At 63.6% G+C, this 16,802-nt stretch carries 10 protein-coding genes; 2 read left to right on the forward strand and 8 right to left on the reverse strand.

Annotated elements, in window-relative coordinates:
• Positions 1-5: 5 nt before the first annotated feature.
• The 3 genes from ASD73_RS13740 to ASD73_RS13750 form a co-directional block, all read right to left on the reverse strand.
• On the reverse strand, positions 6-812 hold the full coding sequence (locus ASD73_RS13740) for a LytR/AlgR family response regulator transcription factor (RefSeq protein WP_056372971.1): 807 nt from the start codon (positions 810-812) through the stop codon (positions 6-8).
• Positions 809-1,933, reverse strand: coding sequence for a sensor histidine kinase (locus tag ASD73_RS13745; RefSeq protein ID WP_056372972.1), 1,125 nt, complete (start codon positions 1,931-1,933; stop codon positions 809-811). Before ASD73_RS13745 ends, ASD73_RS13740 begins: the two co-directional genes overlap by 4 nt.
• 64 nt (positions 1,934-1,997) lie before the next feature.
• On the reverse strand, positions 1,998-2,519 hold the full coding sequence (locus tag ASD73_RS13750; RefSeq protein WP_056372973.1) for a winged helix-turn-helix transcriptional regulator: 522 nt from the start codon (positions 2,517-2,519) through the stop codon (positions 1,998-2,000).
• A gap of 125 nt (positions 2,520-2,644) precedes the next feature.
• Here ASD73_RS13750 and ASD73_RS13755 point away from each other — a divergent pair, with 125 nt between their 5' ends.
• Positions 2,645-2,980, forward strand: coding sequence for a CC_3452 family protein (locus ASD73_RS13755; RefSeq protein ID WP_056372974.1), 336 nt, complete (start codon positions 2,645-2,647; stop codon positions 2,978-2,980).
• A gap of 191 nt (positions 2,981-3,171) precedes the next feature.
• Positions 3,172-5,265, forward strand: a complete 2,094-nt coding sequence (locus tag ASD73_RS13760; protein WP_056373646.1) for a RelA/SpoT family protein — start codon at positions 3,172-3,174, stop codon at positions 5,263-5,265.
• Between the two features lie 374 nt (positions 5,266-5,639).
• Here the strand turns inward: ASD73_RS13760 and ASD73_RS13765 are convergent, their stop codons facing one another.
• The 5 genes from ASD73_RS13765 to gdhA are packed head-to-tail and all read right to left on the reverse strand — an operon-like array spanning position 5,640 to position 16,714.
• Positions 5,640-9,890, reverse strand: a complete 4,251-nt coding sequence (locus tag ASD73_RS13765; RefSeq protein WP_056373648.1) for a hypothetical protein — start codon at positions 9,888-9,890, stop codon at positions 5,640-5,642.
• A 41-nt stretch (positions 9,891-9,931) separates the two neighbouring features.
• A complete protein-coding gene (locus tag ASD73_RS13770) occupies positions 9,932-11,863 on the reverse strand; it encodes a hypothetical protein (protein WP_235534403.1) in 1,932 nt (643 codons plus the stop codon).
• A 3-nt stretch (positions 11,864-11,866) separates the two neighbouring features.
• Positions 11,867-13,840, reverse strand: coding sequence for a heme-binding protein (locus ASD73_RS13775; protein WP_056372975.1), 1,974 nt, complete (start codon positions 13,838-13,840; stop codon positions 11,867-11,869).
• Positions 13,841-13,844: 4 nt separating this feature from the next.
• Entirely contained in the window at positions 13,845-15,308 is a 1,464-nt protein-coding gene (locus tag ASD73_RS13780) for a multiheme c-type cytochrome (protein ID WP_056372976.1), read from the reverse strand.
• 50 nt (positions 15,309-15,358) lie between these two features.
• Positions 15,359-16,714 carry an NADP-specific glutamate dehydrogenase gene (gdhA, locus tag ASD73_RS13785; RefSeq protein WP_056372977.1) on the reverse strand — a complete coding sequence of 452 codons (1,356 nt, stop codon included), beginning with the start codon at positions 16,712-16,714 and terminating at the stop codon, positions 15,359-15,361.
• Positions 16,715-16,802: the final 88 nt, after the last annotated feature.

Below are 16,802 nucleotides of genomic sequence, written 5' to 3' on the forward strand. Positions count from 1 at the left end.
TCAAATCAATGCACGAAGCGCGCGACCACGTCGCGATAACTTCGACTGACCTTCACCTGCGCGCCCGAACCGAGCACGAGGAAGCATTCGCCATTGGTGTGCGGCTTGACCTGCTTCACCTGCGACAAATTCACGATCGTCGAGCGATGCACGCGCTGGAAATTGCGCGGGTCGAGCCGCTTTTCCAGATCCTTCATCGTTTCGCGCAGGATCAGGCTGTTGTCGGCGGTGTAGATGCACATATAGTCACCCGCGGCGTCGATGCGCTCGATGCTGTCGACGTCGACGCGGAAGATCTGGCCGCGATCCTTGATGTTGATCATCTTTTCATAGCGATCGGCGGCGTGCGTATCGGGGGCGACCTCGGCGTCATAATCCTCGACCGCTTCGGGCGCGACTTCGGCGAGCACGGTCTTGAGGCGCTCGACCTCGGCGACGCCGCGTTTTTCGGCGAGCCGCTGGCGGACGCGGTCGAGCGCATCGGCGAGCCGTTCGGGCTCAACCGGCTTGACCAGATAGTCGACCGCCTGCGCCTCGAACGCCCGGATGGCGTGATCCGAATAGGCGGTGACGAACACCACGAGTGGCGGTTCGACCTCCATCAATCCCTGGATCACCGAAAAGCCATCGAAACCCGGCATCTGGATGTCGAGGAACACCAGATCAGGTTTGTGAGTTTTTATCTTTCTGATGGCTTCGCGGCCATTTTGCGCGGTGTCGACGATTTCGACGTCCGCATGCGGTTCGAGCCGCAGTTGCAGGCCTTGGGTGGCCAATTTTTCATCATCCACCAGGATGGTTCTGATCGTCATGTTCTCTCGGTTCCAATCGTCATTTGCCCATCGGGCTGGAACGGAAACTCGATAACCACCGTGAAGCCGCCCTCAGCGCCCACATGGACGTCGAACCGGTGCTGGTCGCCAAAAGCCTGCGCCAGCCGGTCCCTGATATTGGCTAAACCCACGCCAGTCGATTCCGTTGCAACCCCAGTGGTGGGGTCCGTACGGTCGGCTGACAATCCCGCGCCGGTGTCGGACACGGTAATCCGAACATTTTGACCGGCCAACTGTGCGGACAGCGTGATATCGGCACCGTCCTCCTGCGGCGTCACCGCATATTTTATCGCATTTTCGATGAGCGGCTGGAGCAAGAGCGACGGCAATCGCGCCCGCGCAACCGCCGGGTCGATTGCAAAATGCGGGCGCAGCCGCTCCTCGAACCGCATCTTCTCGATTTCGAGGTAAAGCTTCAGCGTCTCGATTTCCTGCGCCAGCGTCACCTGCGCGGTCGGCTCGTTCGCGAGCGTGTAGCGGAGGAACGCCGACAGGCGCGACAGCATCGCATTGGCAGGCTCGGCCTGTTTCAGGAGTACGAGGGTCGAAATGCTGTTCAGCGTGTTGAACAGAAAATGCGGGTTGAGCTGGTAGCGCAGCATCGCCAGCTGCGCCGACGCTGCCTGCGCCTCGAGCCGGATGACGCGGTCATTCTGTTCCTCGAGCTGGAGGAAATAATTGATCGCGAAATAGAGCGCCGACCAGGCCGCGAGCGACGTCGCGTCGATATACATCGCGCCGAGCAGCAGGCTGGTGAAGCCCGCCTCGCTCGCGGGATTCTGGATCTGCGCAACCCACGCGTCGATGAAGGCCCACAGCGCCGTCGCTATCCCCGCAAGCCCGAAACTGACGCCCCACATCAGCAGCGGGCGGCGGCTGATCAGCGCGCGGTAACAGGCCGACAGGATGAGCGTCAGCGAAAAACCGGTGATCGCCGAAATCGTCTGGGGGATCAGGAAGGTGAAGGCCTGGCCATTGGCAAGCCCCGACACCCCGCGCAGGCCGAGCCATGCGGCCCAGCCCAATATCTGCAGGTTCCAGAAGGCCCGGACCTTGTTGTCGAAAAACGGGCCCGGCGAAGACAGTCGGAAAAGCGGCATGGGAGTCTGTACGATAGCGATGATCAGTCGCCGCGCGGGCGATATCGGAAACCGGCGCGGCCGATCATCCGGCGGCTACCGGCGCCAGTCCGCCGTCGCTGCGGATGCGCGCCTGACCAAGTGGCTGCAACTCCACACGATGCTTCCAAAGCAATTCCTTGTAACCGATCACCCGGCCATCATGCGCCGTCAATGTTACCGGCCCGATCGGCTGTTCGTCGCGTGCATCGACGAGGACAGGGGTCGAGGGCACGCCCGCGCCCCATTTCTCGCCCCATTGGCGGAGCGCAATCATCGCCGGGAGCAATTCAATGCCTTTTTCTGTCAGCTGATAGCGGACCTTGCGCCGGTCTTCAGCCATGACTTCGCGCGCCATGATGCCATGGTCGACCAACCGCGACAGCCGGTTCGACAATATGTTGCGCGCGATGTTCAGTTCCTGCTGAAATTCTTCGAAATGATGGACGCCGTTGAAGGCTGCGCGAAGGATCATGAACGACCATCGCTCGCCCATCGCTTCCAGCGCCAGCGGCAGGGCGCAATTGCCCCCGTCCATGTCGTTCAGCAGTTCGCGTAATTTTCCCATAACCCAAGCCCTAACGTAAAATCGGCATATGCGCCAAAAAAATATAGGGCCTCCGTTGCATTTCGCAACTCAAAGTCTAGGTAGCACCTCGCAACCTTTCGGTTGCGCAAAAACAGGAGGTCCAAATGCCCATATTCAAGCTTTCTCCCCGCACCCATTCCTTCGCGATCGCAGGCGCCTCGCTGATCGGCGGCCTCGCATTCGCATCGACGGCCGCAACCGCCGCAGGCGGCACTTATTATCGCGCCGAACTCGCCAGCCCGGCCACCCAGGCACGCTTCGTCGCGCGCGATGTGGTCTGGGCATGCAACGACGTCAGCTGTGTCGCCGGTCAGGGAACGAGCCGCCCACTGATCATATGCTCGGCGCTCGCGAAGGTCGTCGGCCCCGTGACGAGCTTCACCGCAGGCGGCAAGGCGCTCGAGGCCGAAGAGCTCACGCGCTGCAACGCCGCGAAATAATTTGGCCATAAGCCTTGGAAAGCCGCCGCGCTTCGCCCGCCTCGCGGGCGGGACAAGGCGGCTTTTCTACGCCCTTTTCCGCATGGCGAACGATGCTTCCAACCGGCTTTATCAAAGTTGCTGATCTCGGGCGGTTCCGCGCAAGCAAATTTCGCATTGCAATATTGCCTGCATGAACGACATTGGACGCGATGCTGAGGCAATATGAACTTGTCGAGCGCGTACGCGCTTATGATCCCGACGTCGATGAGGCACTGCTCAACCGCGCCTATGTGTTTACCGTCCAGAAGCACGGCAGCCAGAAACGCGCGTCGGGCGACCCCTATTTCAGCCATCCGGTCGAGGTCGCCGGCATTTTGACCGACCTCCACCTCGACGCCGAGACGATCGTCACCGCGCTGCTCCACGACACGCTCGAGGATACACTGACGACACCCGAGGAAATCGAACGCCTGTTCGGTGCCGATGTCGGCCGGCTGGTCGACGGCGTGACCAAGCTTTCGAAGATCGAGGCGCAGACGGAGAATGAACGCGCCGCAGAGAATCTGCGCAAATTCCTGCTCGCGATGTCGGACGATATCCGCGTGCTGCTGGTCAAGCTTGCCGACCGGCTGCACAATATGCGGACGCTGCATTTCATCAAGAATCCCGAGAAACGCCGCCGCATCGCCAAGGAGACGATGGATATCTATGCGCCGCTCGCCGAGCGGATCGGCATGTATGAATATATGCGCGAGATGCAGCTACTCGCGTTCAGCGAGCTCGAACCCGAAGCCTATGCGACGATCACCGGCCGCCTCGCCAAGCTGACCGCGGGCGGCAAGGACAAGGTCGCGGGGATCAGCCGCGAGTTCAAGGAATTGCTCGCCAGGAACGGGATCGAGGCAGATGTGTCGGGGCGCGAGAAGCACCCCTATTCGATCTGGCGCAAGATGCAGGAACGCCATGTCAGCTTCGAGCAGGTGACCGACATCATCGCCTTTCGCATCATCACGCCGACCGATGCCGATTGTTATGCGGCGCTAGGCATTCTTCACCGCAAGTGGAAAATGGTCCCCGGCCGCTTCAAGGATTATATCTCGACCCCGAAACGCAACGGCTACAAGTCGCTGCACACGACGATCATGCATCAGCAGAATATGCGGATCGAAATCCAAATCCGCAGCCTTGGCATGCACCAGCAGTCCGAATTCGGCTTCGCGGCGCATTGGGCATATAAACAGGGCGGCACAGCTCCCGACGGGCAGGCGGGGTGGATCCGCGACCTGATCGAAATCCTCGAGCAGACGCACGATCCCGAAGAGTTCCTCGAAAACACGCGCATCGCGATGTATCAGGACCGCATCTTCGCTTTCACGCCGAAGGGCAGTCTGCACCAGCTACCCAAGGGCGCGACCCCCGTCGACTTCGCCTATGCCGTCCACACCGGGCTCGGCGACCGCACCGTCGGCGCCAAGGTCAACGGCCGGCTCGTGCCGCTGCGTACCCAGCTCAACAATGGCGATACGGTCGAGATCCTGTCCTCCGACAAGCAGACGCCGCAGCCCGCATGGCTCGGCTTTGCCGTCACCGGCAAGGCGCGCGCCGCGATCCGCCGCCATGTGCGGTCGAAGGAAAAGGTCGAACTCGCGGCGCTCGGCCGCAAGATGTACGACGAGATCGCGCTCCGCCTGCCGAACAAGGTCGGCGACAAGGCGCGGATCGCGGCGCGCGAACGGCTGAAACTCGACGACGACACCGCGCTCTATGTCGCGATCGCCAAGCAGCGGATCACCGACAATGCGCTGCTCGAGGCGCTCGTCCCTGGCATCACCGCCGAGATGAAAACCAAGCCCGGCAAGCTCGTGCAGGGCGCGGCGGTGTCGATCGCGGGGCTGACCCCGGGCGTCGCCTATCAGCTTGCCGATTGCTGCCACCCCGTCCCCGGCGACCGCATAGTTGGTCTTTCGCGCCCCGGCGAAGGAATCGAGGTGCATGTCATCGACTGTCCGAAGCTCGCCGACGGCATCGACGCCGACTGGATCGACCTTCGGTGGCAGGAAGACAGCGAGGGTGGCAATGCGCGGCTGTGCATCGTCATCCTCAACGAACCCGGCACGCTCGCCGAAATGTCGGGCATCCTCGCCGCCAATATGGCGAACATCACCAATTTGCGTCTGTCGAACCGCGAGGGCGGTTTCCACACCTATGACGTCGTCGTCGAAGTCCGCGACGTCCAGCATGTGATGCGCATCCTGTCGGCACTGCGCGCGTCCGACACGGTGGTTCAGGCCGAGCGGCAGTAGCAACCTGCTGGCCGGCTTTAGGGTGGTGAGCTGCCATCGCCTTAGCTCGTCATCCCGGATTGAATCCGGTCGACGCAAGGGCCGCGTGACATTCCAAAGTTCAGGAAAGTTCAGCCCTATGCGGCGCCCGATTTGGACGTTGCGGCGTGCTGCGCGTGCCCTGCGCGCCCTGCCGTAGTCGCACCGGCAAGCCGGGCAACGACCGCTTAATCCACCAGATGAAAGAGCCGGACGAAGGCTGGCACAGCCGGATAATGTAGGAAAGGCATATTTGAACGTCGGCCTTGGGGTGGAAAGCGAACGTTCCAAACCTCGTCATGCTGAACTTGTTTCAGCATCCATGGCCAGAGCCAGTCCTAAGCAGACCAGCGCGCTCAATTCGCGTAAAGCAACGGCGGCCGCCAGGCATTCTGGTCGACCGCGTCGCTGACCTTATAGACTATGCCCTTGCTGTTCAGGAACAGCTTCTCCATTTCTGGCCGGGTAAACGGGCGCGAGCCGACGCGTCCGAACACCGCCATCTGGCCGCCCGTTTCGTCGACGGCACGGTCGCGGTCGAGCCCCTTCGACAGCGCGAGCGCGGGTGACGGCGTCTTCGCCCAGGCGATCAGTTCGGGGGTCGGTTTCGGCGAGAAGCCGTAGAGGCCGGGATTGTCGGGGCTGGTCAGCTGGAGGACCTTGATGCCGTTCCGCCCGTCGGCGACATAACCGAACAGCGACGCATTGGTCGACGCGACGATCACATCCTCGGCATCGTTGAGCATTCCGCCAAAGGTCAGCCCCGGCCAGACGATCGGCGCCGCGGGACGCGTCACATCGACGATGACAAGCCCGTCGGCCTTCGCCGCGACATACATATAGGTCCGCGCCAGATAGATTTTGCGCGCGTTGGCGAGCCGCACCGTGCCCGACGGCACCGCAACCGGCTGCGCGAGATTGGTGACGTCGAACAGCTTCACCCCCTCGGCATCAGTGACCCAGAGGTAACGGAACTGCACCGCGCTGGCGCGCGCGTCGGTCAGCGGCAGCTGCGCCGTGACCTTGGGCTGGAGCGGGGTCGAGAGGTCGAGCACGACCAGCCCGGCGTCGGTGGTGATATAGGCAATGCTGCCCGCGAGCGTCACATGCCGCGCGCCCGCCAGCACATTGCCCTCGTTCCACGTCAGCTCGCGCTTGAACTTGTTGTTGCGGAATTCGGCGTCGGCGAGCGTGTCGATGTCGACGAGGATCAGCCCTTCGACGCTGTCGGTGATCACCGCATAACGGTAGATATCGTGCATTACCTGTTCGTGGTTCTCGGGGAAATTCTTCACGATATTCTCGTTGCGCGACACGCTGATCGGCTGCGTCGTCGCGATCGCCATGCAGGTCGCGTTCTTCGTCTTCACATGCGTATCCTGCCCGAGCGCCGAGAAAGGCGCGCGGATGATGCGTTCGGAGAAGCCCTTGTTGCCGATCGACGCGATGTCATAGACGCGGAAACCGCCCTTGCCCTCTGCCACGAACATATATTCGCCGCGTTGTTGCAGGCAATTCACGCGCCCGCTCGTCCCCTGGACGATATTGGCGAACTCCTCGAGCGCGTGCGTTTCGCCCGAGCCATTCTTGTCGAAGGTCTTGCCGCGCACCCAATTTTTGAGCTCGCGGCCATTCTGGTCGACATGCAGTTTCCAATAGTCGGGATAGGCGTATTTCTGGAGGTAGCTGCCGATCACCGCCTGCGGCTCGTCCCATTCGGTGACGCGCGTCGCCTGGAAGCTGTTTTCCTGACCCGACCAGACGTTCAAACCGACGAAATTGACGAAGTTGGTGCCGAGCAGATTGAGCTGCGCCATGATCGCGTTGTTATCGTCGGCCACCGACAGGTGGCAGTCGCTGCACTGCTTGGTTTCGGAACGCCGCACCGTGTGCGGGAAATGCGGGGCGAACGCCTGGCTCGAATAGCCCGCCGACGAGATCGGCGGTTGCTGCACATAGATGCGTTCGCGGTTGATGTTCGTCGACGACAGCACGAGCGCCGAGGTCGAGCGCACCGGGGTGATGATGCCGCGCGCCTCGCCGTTCGGGCCGGGCTCGCCGGGCTTGGTGAGCTGGTGCCGGCCGAGCTGGAACATCTCGTCGCGCGCCACCTGCGGGTTGTAGGTCGCGAAGTTGCGCGTCTCCTCACCCTCGAAATGGTGCATCTTGGTCTTCCAGTTCGCCTCGATCGGCAAATGGCAACCGCCGCAACTCGTCGTCCACGACAGGTGACAGGTGAAGCAGGTCATCTTGTCGTCGCCGTGCGCGCGGTCTTCCTTGGCGACCCCCGGCCCCCATTCGAACTTGCCATCCTCCGAGCCTGCCCGCGCCATCAGCTTCGCGCGCGCCGCCTTGGCGTTGAAGTGCGGCCCCGGAGTCACCGCCTGCTTGACGAGGCTGACCTGCCATTCGAGCTTCGGATCGACGATCGAACGCTGGATCAGGCCGATCACCTCGGCGTCGTCATTATACTGAAATTCGAAACGGCGGCGGCCGTCGGGGTTGCGGAGCAGCGCCAGATTATTGCCCTGCGGCCGCGCCGCGACGTTCGAGGTCAGCAGGTTCGGGAAGGCGTCGGCGGTGCCGTGGCAATCCTTGCAGCTGATCTCGACCGCATTCGCGACCTCGCCCTGGATATAGCCATTGCCATGGCTGTCCTGCGCGAAGTGGCAATCGGCGCACTGCATGCCCTTTTCGGCATGGATGTCCATCATATGGACCGCCTTGCCGGGATTGATCCCGGGCGGCACGAACTTGCCCTCGATGCCCGGCCGGCCCGGATCGGCGCTCGACAGGCAAAGGTCGCGCTCTTTCGGATCGGTGTAATGGCTGCAGCTCTTGCGCCATTTTTCCGGGTCCTTCGGGTCGATGATGTTCGCGGTGTCGGTGCCATAGGTCGACATATTGCCGTCGGCGGTCAGCAGATTGCCGTTACGGTCGCGCTTGAAGATGCCGCGGAAGTTCCAGCCATGGCCATGATAGTCGGCGAACTGCGTATCCTTGTTGCTGTCGTTGACGTCATAGACGTCGCGCAGGAATTCGACGTCGGCCCACAGCCCGCGCGCCGCCGCCGCCTCGGGATTGCGTTCGAGCACCGCATGCACCTCGGCGGCGGTCGGATAGCGCTGTTGCTTGTATTTCTTCTGATACTCCTCGTCGGTCATCCCCGGCGGGCGCGGAGCTGTGTTGTCGGGGCCCGGCCACATCTGCGGCGCATCCGATTCATAATCCCACATCGTGTAACCGAGATAGGAGTTCAGGAAGATGTTCGGCTGGTGCATGTGGCACGACATGCACTGCGAGGTCGGGATCGCGCGCGTGAAGGCGTGGCTGATCGGGTGGCCCGATTCACCGCGCGCCGGTGATCCGGGGCGTGCCGGGACGTCGGGATCGGCGGGGTCGATCAGCGCGCCGTGACCGCCGCCGGCTTGATGGCCGTCGTCGGCGCCATGGGAATCGCCGCCGTGCCCGCCTTCGGGCTTCCATTTCTTCTCTGCGATTGTCGGATCGACCGTCGCCGTCTCGCCGTCGCGGCCGAATTTGGCGTAGGTCAGGCTGTGCCGCGGCTCACGGTCGTTGGCGTAGACGACGTGACAGCCCGAACAGCCCGAATGGCGATAGTCGCCGGGCTGGTCGTTCGTCCCCATGAACCACGACAGCGGGTCGTTGAGGCGCGTCTTGTGGATGTTGAGCACAGGGATCGACACACGCAGCCCGGTGCCGGGGCCGCGGTTCGACTGCTTGAGGTCGGGGCGCCCCGGTTCCTCGAGGCGCTGGATGCTGCCCGTCGGATTGGGCAGGCCGATTTCGGGGAACTGCGTGTTGATGTTGCGCCCGCCGCGCTCGAATACGCGGAACACGTCGCCCGGCGGCAGCACGCTCCAGCGCGGCAGCGGATACATTTTCGCGAGCGCGCCGCGCTTTTTCTCTTCGTCGGTCAGGATCTTGTCGAAGCCGAAGCTTGGCTTGCACGCTTCCTTATATTCCTCGGCAGTGAGCCGCGACGAGGGCGACAGGATGCAGGCGGGTTCGCCTTTGCGCGTATAGGCCTCGCCGAAGATGTAGTTTTTATAGGGGACGATCCCGTTGTTATACGCCGCGCCGCCCCACAGCATCGCGCCGGTCGACATCATCGACCGCTCGGTCGCCTCGATCACCTCGAGATGGCACGCACCACAGGCTTCGCGCGCGACGCGATAGTCGCTGGGGTTCACGAAGCGGATGAATTCGGGCGATTCCTTGTTGAGCAGCGTATAGCTGCGCTGCGGGTTCGCCGAGCTGTCGTGCCAGGCGCCGGGCAAGGTCGGCTGCGGATGCGCCAGCTTCATCACCGCCTTGTTCGTCGGATGCTGGTAGCCGAGGCCGGGCGTGCCGCGCTGGCTCGCGTCGCCGCCATGGCAGTCGGTGCAGCCGAGCCGCACCGCAGGGGTCGCGTGCATCGACGGCTGGTCGGTGCGGGTGTGGCAGCTGTAGCAACCTTCGGATTTCTGGACGACCTCGGCCTCGCTCTGCTCGCGCGGCGCGGGCGGGGTGAAGCGATATTCGATCTTGAGCGGCTTTTCCTCTTCGGCCGCGCGCGTGACGCTCACGCCCAGGCTGACGCTCATCAGCAGGAAGGCGAAGAGGGCGAAGAGTTTGCGCGTCACGATCAGAAACTCACGATCACATTAGCGAGGATCGACACATAGGCGTCGTTCTTTTGCTTGTTGTCGAACAGGTCCTTGAACCCCTTGCCGGGCAGCAGCACCGCGCCGCTGAGGCGCCCGACGATGTTCTGCGTCGCCTTCGGCCGCCAGATCGTCGCGACCGACAGGTCGAAACCGATATCCTTGGGGATAGACCCTTCGGTGCGCAGTGCCTGAAGCGTCGACGTATTTTCGAACCACAGATGGTTGAAATTGGTGCTGACGCGAAATTCGGGGGTCAGGTCGAAATCGGCGCCCGCGCCGACGAAGACGGTGCCCGGGTTGTTGTAGTTCGACTGCCCCTCTTCTTTCGACGAGCGGAGCGAATTCAGGATGCCGTTGCGCCCGCTGATCGCGATGACGCGCCCGCCGCCCGCAAAGGGGATCGTCTGGCGGATCCAGTAACTCGTATCGGCGCCGCCGAAGATCGGATTTTCGAAGATCGCGTCATAGCCGCCCTCGGTGTTGTTGTACGGGTCGCCGTCGCCGGTCGCATAAAGCCCCGACAGGCGGAAACGCATCCAGTCGTGATCGTAGCTGAGTTCGACCGCGCCGAAGCCCGCGCGGATCTCGGCAGGCTTGCTCGTGAAGAAACTGTTCCGGTCTTCGCCGAGCGCCGCATAAAAGCTCGCGGTGACGTTGATCCGCCCGATCCGCCCATCGGCGCTGTAGCCCAGATAGACGACGTCATATTCGCGCCCGCGCAAATCGCCGAGCAGCGCCGGTCGCACCGGAAAGCCGTTGTGGTCGATCTGCACGTCATTCTTTTCGCGATTCATATTGTAGGTGACGCTGACCTGGCTGGTCAGTCCGACGACGGGGAAATCCTGCCGATAGAGATTGCCGGTGAAGATGAAATCGCTGCGCGGGGTCTGGGTGATGTCGTTGAGGCCGCTGTTGGTGTCCTTTTCGAGCCGCCAGAAGGCCGCGAGATTATATTGGAAGCGGTTGTTGTCGCGGTTGCCGAACAGCCGGATGCCGAGCTGGCTGTCGTTGAACAGGAAGCCGCGGAAATCGCTCTGGAACGGCTGGATGCCAAGACGGATCGAATAGAAATCATAGCGGTCGGACGTGTTGCCGAGATGCTTGTCGACGAACAATTCCTGCACGCCGAGGAACGAGTCGTAGCGATGGCTCGCCTTCGACGGACGCACGTCGAGCACGCGCCGTTCGGGCACGTCGACATAATTGGCCTGATAGGCGAGCGTGACGCGATATTCGATGTCGGGGGGTTTGAACGCGGTCGACCCCTTGATCAGCGCCGCGCCGGCGATGAAGGTCTGCGCGAAAACGAAGCTGCGATCCTTGCCGAACACGTCAAGGCTGCCCGGCCGTTCGGTCGTCTGGACGCCGACGGGGATCGGAAAGGTGCGCGGTTCGAACACCGTGTCGGACACCGCATTGGCGACGAAGAACCAGTCGTCGCCCTTGATCGGCAGCCATTTGACCTTGCTGCGGTCGATCGCGCGGTCACCCTTGTACGTGTTCTGGTTGTAGGGATCGAACCAGCGTTCCTTGACCACGCCAAGCGTTTCGATGAGGCGCCAGCGGTCCGGAACGGGCAGCTGGTCCTCCATCCCCGGGAACGCCTGCGGCGGCGGCGGCCGCAACGCACCGACATTGTCCTGCGTCAGCGCATCGGGAAGGTCGGGACGATAGCCGGGACGACGGCGCCCCTCGATGATGTCGGTGATGAGGTCGTCCTTCACCATCTGCTGCCAGTCGACCGGCGGCGGCGGCGGGATCAGTTCGTCGGCAGGCTGTTCGGCGGGCGCGGCATCGCCGGCAACAGGCGGCCCCTCGGGCGCGGGCGACGGCGGCGTGACATCGGCCCCCGGCGCGCCCTGCGCCGCGAGTGTCGCGATGATCGGCCAAAGGCTGCCCCCCGTCATCATCACCTATAGCCCGTTGCAGACATTCTGGTTCGCCGTGTCGAGGAACGGGGCGAACGGGCAGCTGATATAGCGGAGGCGCACTCCGGCGCCGACATTCACGACAACCGTATCCGAGCGGATTGCGGCGGGCGCATTGCCAATGCCGCCGACGCGCGCGCCGCCATTATGCGCGCCCAAAAAGCTGATCATATCATCCTGATCGATACCGTCGCCCGACACGCCGATTGCGCCGACCAGCTGATTGCCGCGATATATGGGGACCGATCCGGGGAAGATCTGAATACCGTTCTGCAGCCGGTTCTGCCCCGCCGCGACGTCGGGCAAGGTCGTGCAGCGCGCCGGGGTGTCGGTCGGGCTGGCGCCCGAGACGAAGCCGAGGTGCGCCCCGAGATTGCCGATGATCAGCGCCGATTGCAGCCCGGTCGAGAAGGGATTGAACTGCGCGATCGGGCGCGAAAGCGGCCCGTTCGGCCGGCCGACCTCGCCATCGGGGAAATAGGGCCGCGACAGATTGCCGTTGGCGCGGTCGGAGAAGGCGATCGTGCCGGTGAGCGCGGCAGGATTGTTCAGGAAATTCCGCGTCGCGGTGACGAATTGGCGTACATCGGCGCTGGCGTTCGCGCTGAGTTCGGTTCCGGCCTGCGCGCCCGAGAAAAAGGCTGCGGTGCGCGCCTTCTGCAAGCTGACGTCGGTTCCGAAGATCGGTGCATCGGGCGAGCGGACGAGACCAAGCACCGAGCCATGCGTATCGACGATGCTGATCGACACCTGCGCGCGGCTGTCGAGCGGGCGGCGAATCTGCGCGCGCGCGCGGCTCATTACCGTGAAGGCTTCCTCTAGGACCGCGCGCACTTCGGCCTGCGTCAGCGGCGCGCTGTTCGTTGCGCCGTCGGTGCCGGCACGCAGCGGATAGCGGTTCGCACCGCTGCCGTCGGTGAGCACGAAGGCGTCGCGGTTCGAAAATTCGGCCGCAGTCGACGCGCGGATGCCCGACGCCTCGCTGCCATAAGCGGTGCCCGCAATGACCCCGGCATTGGCATAACCGACCACCGCGACGAGGTTGCCCGCGGCGCCATTGAGGCTGGCGAAACTCGCCCCGGTTGGGGGGCTCAAGTCCTCATATTTAGCGTCGGAAAAGCGCAAGCTTGTGCCATCGACGGTAATCTTGTCGGCGGTAATGCTGATTGGTGCTTCGAATCCGCGCGTGCCCGCGAGCGCGATGAACTCCTCGGGGTCGTTGTCGACGTCGAGGATGTTGGAGTCGCTGCCGTAGATGCCGTCGCCCATCACCCCAATGCCGCCGACGAGCACGCCATTCTTGTAGAGCGGCAGCCCGCCGGGGTCAGCGGCGAGGCCGAGCGGCGAACGTTTGGGGCCGATCAGCGCCGCCGCCCCGGCGGTACCGAAGCGCGCCGACAGGTCGCTGCAGGGAAGCTGGCTGAACTGCACGCCGAAAAGCGGCCCGCTTTCGAGCCCGACGGTGGTCGGCGCCGGCGGGAAATGTTCCTGGACGATCTGGCTCGCGGTGCGGGTCGAGAAGGCGTTGCCGCCGCTCGAGAGATACGCGCCGGTAACCGCCTTGGCGATCGCGCCGCCCTCAGCGGGAAAGGTGACATTCTGTGCGTCGATGTTCGCGCCATTAGGGGCAGGCGCGGTCGTCGCGGTCGCGCGCGCGCCGGACATACGGAACACGCCGAGCACATTGCCGACGCGGTCGGTCACCGCGATCACCGATGGCAGGCCGCGTGCCTGCGCTTCCGATATGGCCTGTGCGAGCACGCGCTCGACGTCCGCCGTGCTCAGCGCTTCGGCGGCGGGCGGCGTATATACCGTAGTCGGCGTTGGAGTGGGGGTCGGGGTAGGAGTCGGGGTCGGCGTACCGCCGCCACCCCCGCCACCGCCGCCGCACGAGGTAAGCAGCAGCGCGCCCATCGCGGCAAAGGCGGCCGAACGAAAAAGATGGGTCTTGCTCTGCATGATCTTACCGCAGCGCCCCGATCGCGCGCACTGCGCTGCCGAACGACGCCTGAAATTCGGAGGGCTTGTAGGCGTTGGGGTCTTTCACCGCAGCATAGGCGCGGTCGATGTCGCCGCGAATGCCCGCCGCCGCACCGATGGTCACGCGGCCCGACGACACCATCGCGTTGAGCAAGGTGTCGACCCCCATCACCGCCTGCTGCGACCCCGAATAGTCGGTGTAGCGATCGCTGATCGCCTTCGCCGAAATCGCGTCGACCATCGCAAAGGCGTCGGTGCCCGAGAAATTGCGCGACGCGAACGCACTCTTGAGCGCCGCGACGGTCTGCGACAGCTGCACTGCAGCGGCGACCGCGCTCGGCCGGTCGGTCGCCATCGCCTTGTGGAACGCCGCGGTGCGGAGAGCGAGCTGGTCGGCAAGCGCGGGCGCGGCCAAGCGCGCCGCGGCGGCGAGCATGATCAGATTCTCGTCATTATAGGGCGGCATGCCTTCGGGGATCGACCGGCCGGGATTGTCGAGCCCGGTGCGCACGGGCTTCGCCTGATCGAAGATACGGCGGTGACAGCTGTGGCAGTCGAGGAAATAGAATTCGGGGAACAGGCCCTCGGTCCCGCGCCGCGTCTGGAACAGAGCGAGGCTGCGCTCGATCGCGGTCGCCTGCCCGACCGCCCACATCTGGACATGATCGGTGCGCCGGTTCGCGGCGCCGAACTTGCGCCAGCCATAGTCGGCGTCTTCCTGATGATGCGCTTGCAGCGACGAGAAGAGATCGAGTTCGAACGAAATGCGGGGATGCCCTGCCGCCATGATGCGGTGGGTGACGAACTGGCCGTCGGCCGCCGAGCCGAAATGGCAGTCGACGCATACGCCCGCGCGGACGACGGGGTCCTCGAGCTTCTTCAGCCCCGCCGACAAGTTCGCGAGATGCTTGTCGCGCATTTCGCGGTCGGGGTCGGCGTTCGTGCCGACGCCGGCATAATGGCTCGCAAGCCAGCCGCCCGCGGGGCCGTGGCACGATTCGCAGCCGACGCCGTCCTCGGCCGGGGCGGCGCGCGCGGTGCCCGCAGTGCTGTGGCAGCCGAGGCACATCTGCGCCTTGGCGGGATCACCAATGCCGAGGTTGCGCGCGATGAATTGGCTGCGGTTGTTGCTGAGCACTGCCCACGCGCGGCTGTGCGCACCGCCGGGGGTCGAGGGTTCCTGCCATTTCATCAGCTCGTCCTGGCGGACGACGGTGCCGTCACCCTCCATCCGGCCGTGGCAGGTCGAACCCGCGCACGAAGCGACGCCGGTGTAACGCGCGCCGCTTTCGCCCTGCGAGCGGGCGGGGGGTGCAAAGACGAACGCCGCAATGGCGAACGCGAGCAGCATCAGCACCAGAGTGGCAAATGCCGCGCGCGTGGGAGCAAGGGCGGCTAACGCCGCCCAAGGCCGGTCGGCGCGCTCCTTTCCAGCGTGCGTCGTCATCCGCAGAACCCCTTTTTCCCCAACCCGGCGCCTTTACGCCTTGGGCCGATTTATACCACCCCGAATGCCAGCATCGCGTCGGCCACTTTCTTGAAGCCGGCGATGTTCGCGCCCTTCACATAGTCGATATAGCCGCCGCCGCGGTCACCATAGGTCAGGCAGCTCTTGTGGATGCCGTCCATGATGTCCTTGAGCATCTGCTGCAGCTCGGCTTCGCTCCAGCTGCGGCGCCCGCTGTTCTGGCTCATTTCGAGGCCCGACACTGCGACGCCGCCGGCATTCGCCGCCTTGCCCGGCGCGAACATGATCTTCGCATCCTTGAAGATATGCACACCTTCGAGGTTGGTCGGCATGTTGGCGCCCTCGCTGACCGCGATACAGCCGTTGGCGACGAGCGCCTTCGCATCGTCGCCGAGCAGCTCGTTCTGCGTCGCGCACGGCAAAGCAACGTCGCACTTCACGCCCCACGGCGTCTTGCCCGCCGTGAAGCTCGCGCTTTTGAACTCGTCGCAATATTCCTCGATCCGGCCGCGGCGATGCGTCTTGTGCGCCTTCACCCAATCAATCTTTTCCTGCGTGATGCCATCGGGATCATGGATGAAGCCGCCCGAATCGGAGAGCGTCAGCACCTTGCCGCCGAGCTGGACGATCTTTTCGGCCGCGTGCGTCGCGACATTGCCCGAGCCCGAAATGACCGCACTCTTGCCGACCAGATCCTGCCCCTTCGCGGCGAGCATATTGGCGAGGAAATAAACCGCGCCATAACCCGTCGCCTCGGTGCGAATCAGCGAGCCGCCCCATTCGAGACCCTTGCCGGTGAGCACGCCGGTAAACTCGTTGGTGATCCGCTTGTACTGGCCGAACATGAAGCCGATTTCGCGGCCACCCACCCCGATGTCGCCCGCGGGCACGTCGATGTCGGCGCCGATGTGACGATAGAGCTCGGTCATGAAGCTTTGGCAAAAGCGCATGATCTCACGCACGCTCTTGCCCTTGGGATTGAAGTTCGACCCGCCCTTGCCGCCGCCCATCGGCAGCCCGGTCAGCGCATTCTTGAACGTCTGTTCGAAGGCGAGGAATTTGAGCACGCTTTCGGTGACGCTCGGGTGAAAGCGGATGCCGCCCTTATACGGCCCGATGGCATTGTTGTTCTGGACGCGCCAGCCGCGCTGAACGCGGATATTGCCGTTGTCGTCTTCCCAGCAGACGCGAAAGGACACGACCCGGTCGGGTTCGGCGATGCGCCGCAAAATTTGCTGCGCGTGATATTCTTCCTTGTCGGCGATGAAATCGAAGATGTCCTCGGACACTTCCTGCACCGCCTGGACGAACTCGGGCTGACCCGGGTTGCGCTTTTTTACGCCTTCCATGAACGTCGAAAAGTCGACGTGATCCGAAATTGCCATGCACCCCTCCCCTGTATGACTGGGAAAGCCGGTGCGACCCCTGACGATTTTATCGTTGACCGACCTTGTATGCCAAAGGCTACACCAT

This window comes from Sphingopyxis sp. Root154 (genome assembly GCF_001427105.1).
GTDB lineage: Bacteria > Pseudomonadota > Alphaproteobacteria > Sphingomonadales > Sphingomonadaceae > Sphingopyxis.

Coding starts and splice junctions, on each gene's coding strand:
- ASD73_RS13740 (WP_056372971.1), bottom strand. CDS start 812: ATGACGATCAGAACCATCCTGGTGGATGATGAAAAATTGGCCACCCAA.
- ASD73_RS13745 (WP_056372972.1), bottom strand. CDS start 1,933: ATGCCGCTTTTCCGACTGTCTTCGCCGGGCCCGTTTTTCGACAACAAG.
- ASD73_RS13750 (WP_056372973.1), bottom strand. CDS start 2,519: ATGGGAAAATTACGCGAACTGCTGAACGACATGGACGGGGGCAATTGC.
- ASD73_RS13755 (WP_056372974.1), top strand. CDS start 2,645: ATGCCCATATTCAAGCTTTCTCCCCGCACCCATTCCTTCGCGATCGCA.
- ASD73_RS13760 (WP_056373646.1), top strand. CDS start 3,172: ATGCTGAGGCAATATGAACTTGTCGAGCGCGTACGCGCTTATGATCCC.
- ASD73_RS13765 (WP_056373648.1), bottom strand. CDS start 9,890: ATGAGCGTCAGCCTGGGCGTGAGCGTCACGCGCGCGGCCGAAGAGGAA.
- ASD73_RS13770 (WP_235534403.1), bottom strand. CDS start 11,863: ATGATGACGGGGGGCAGCCTTTGGCCGATCATCGCGACACTCGCGGCG.
- ASD73_RS13775 (WP_056372975.1), bottom strand. CDS start 13,840: ATGCAGAGCAAGACCCATCTTTTTCGTTCGGCCGCCTTTGCCGCGATG.
- ASD73_RS13780 (WP_056372976.1), bottom strand. CDS start 15,308: ATGACGACGCACGCTGGAAAGGAGCGCGCCGACCGGCCTTGGGCGGCG.
- gdhA (WP_056372977.1), bottom strand. CDS start 16,714: ATGGCAATTTCGGATCACGTCGACTTTTCGACGTTCATGGAAGGCGTA.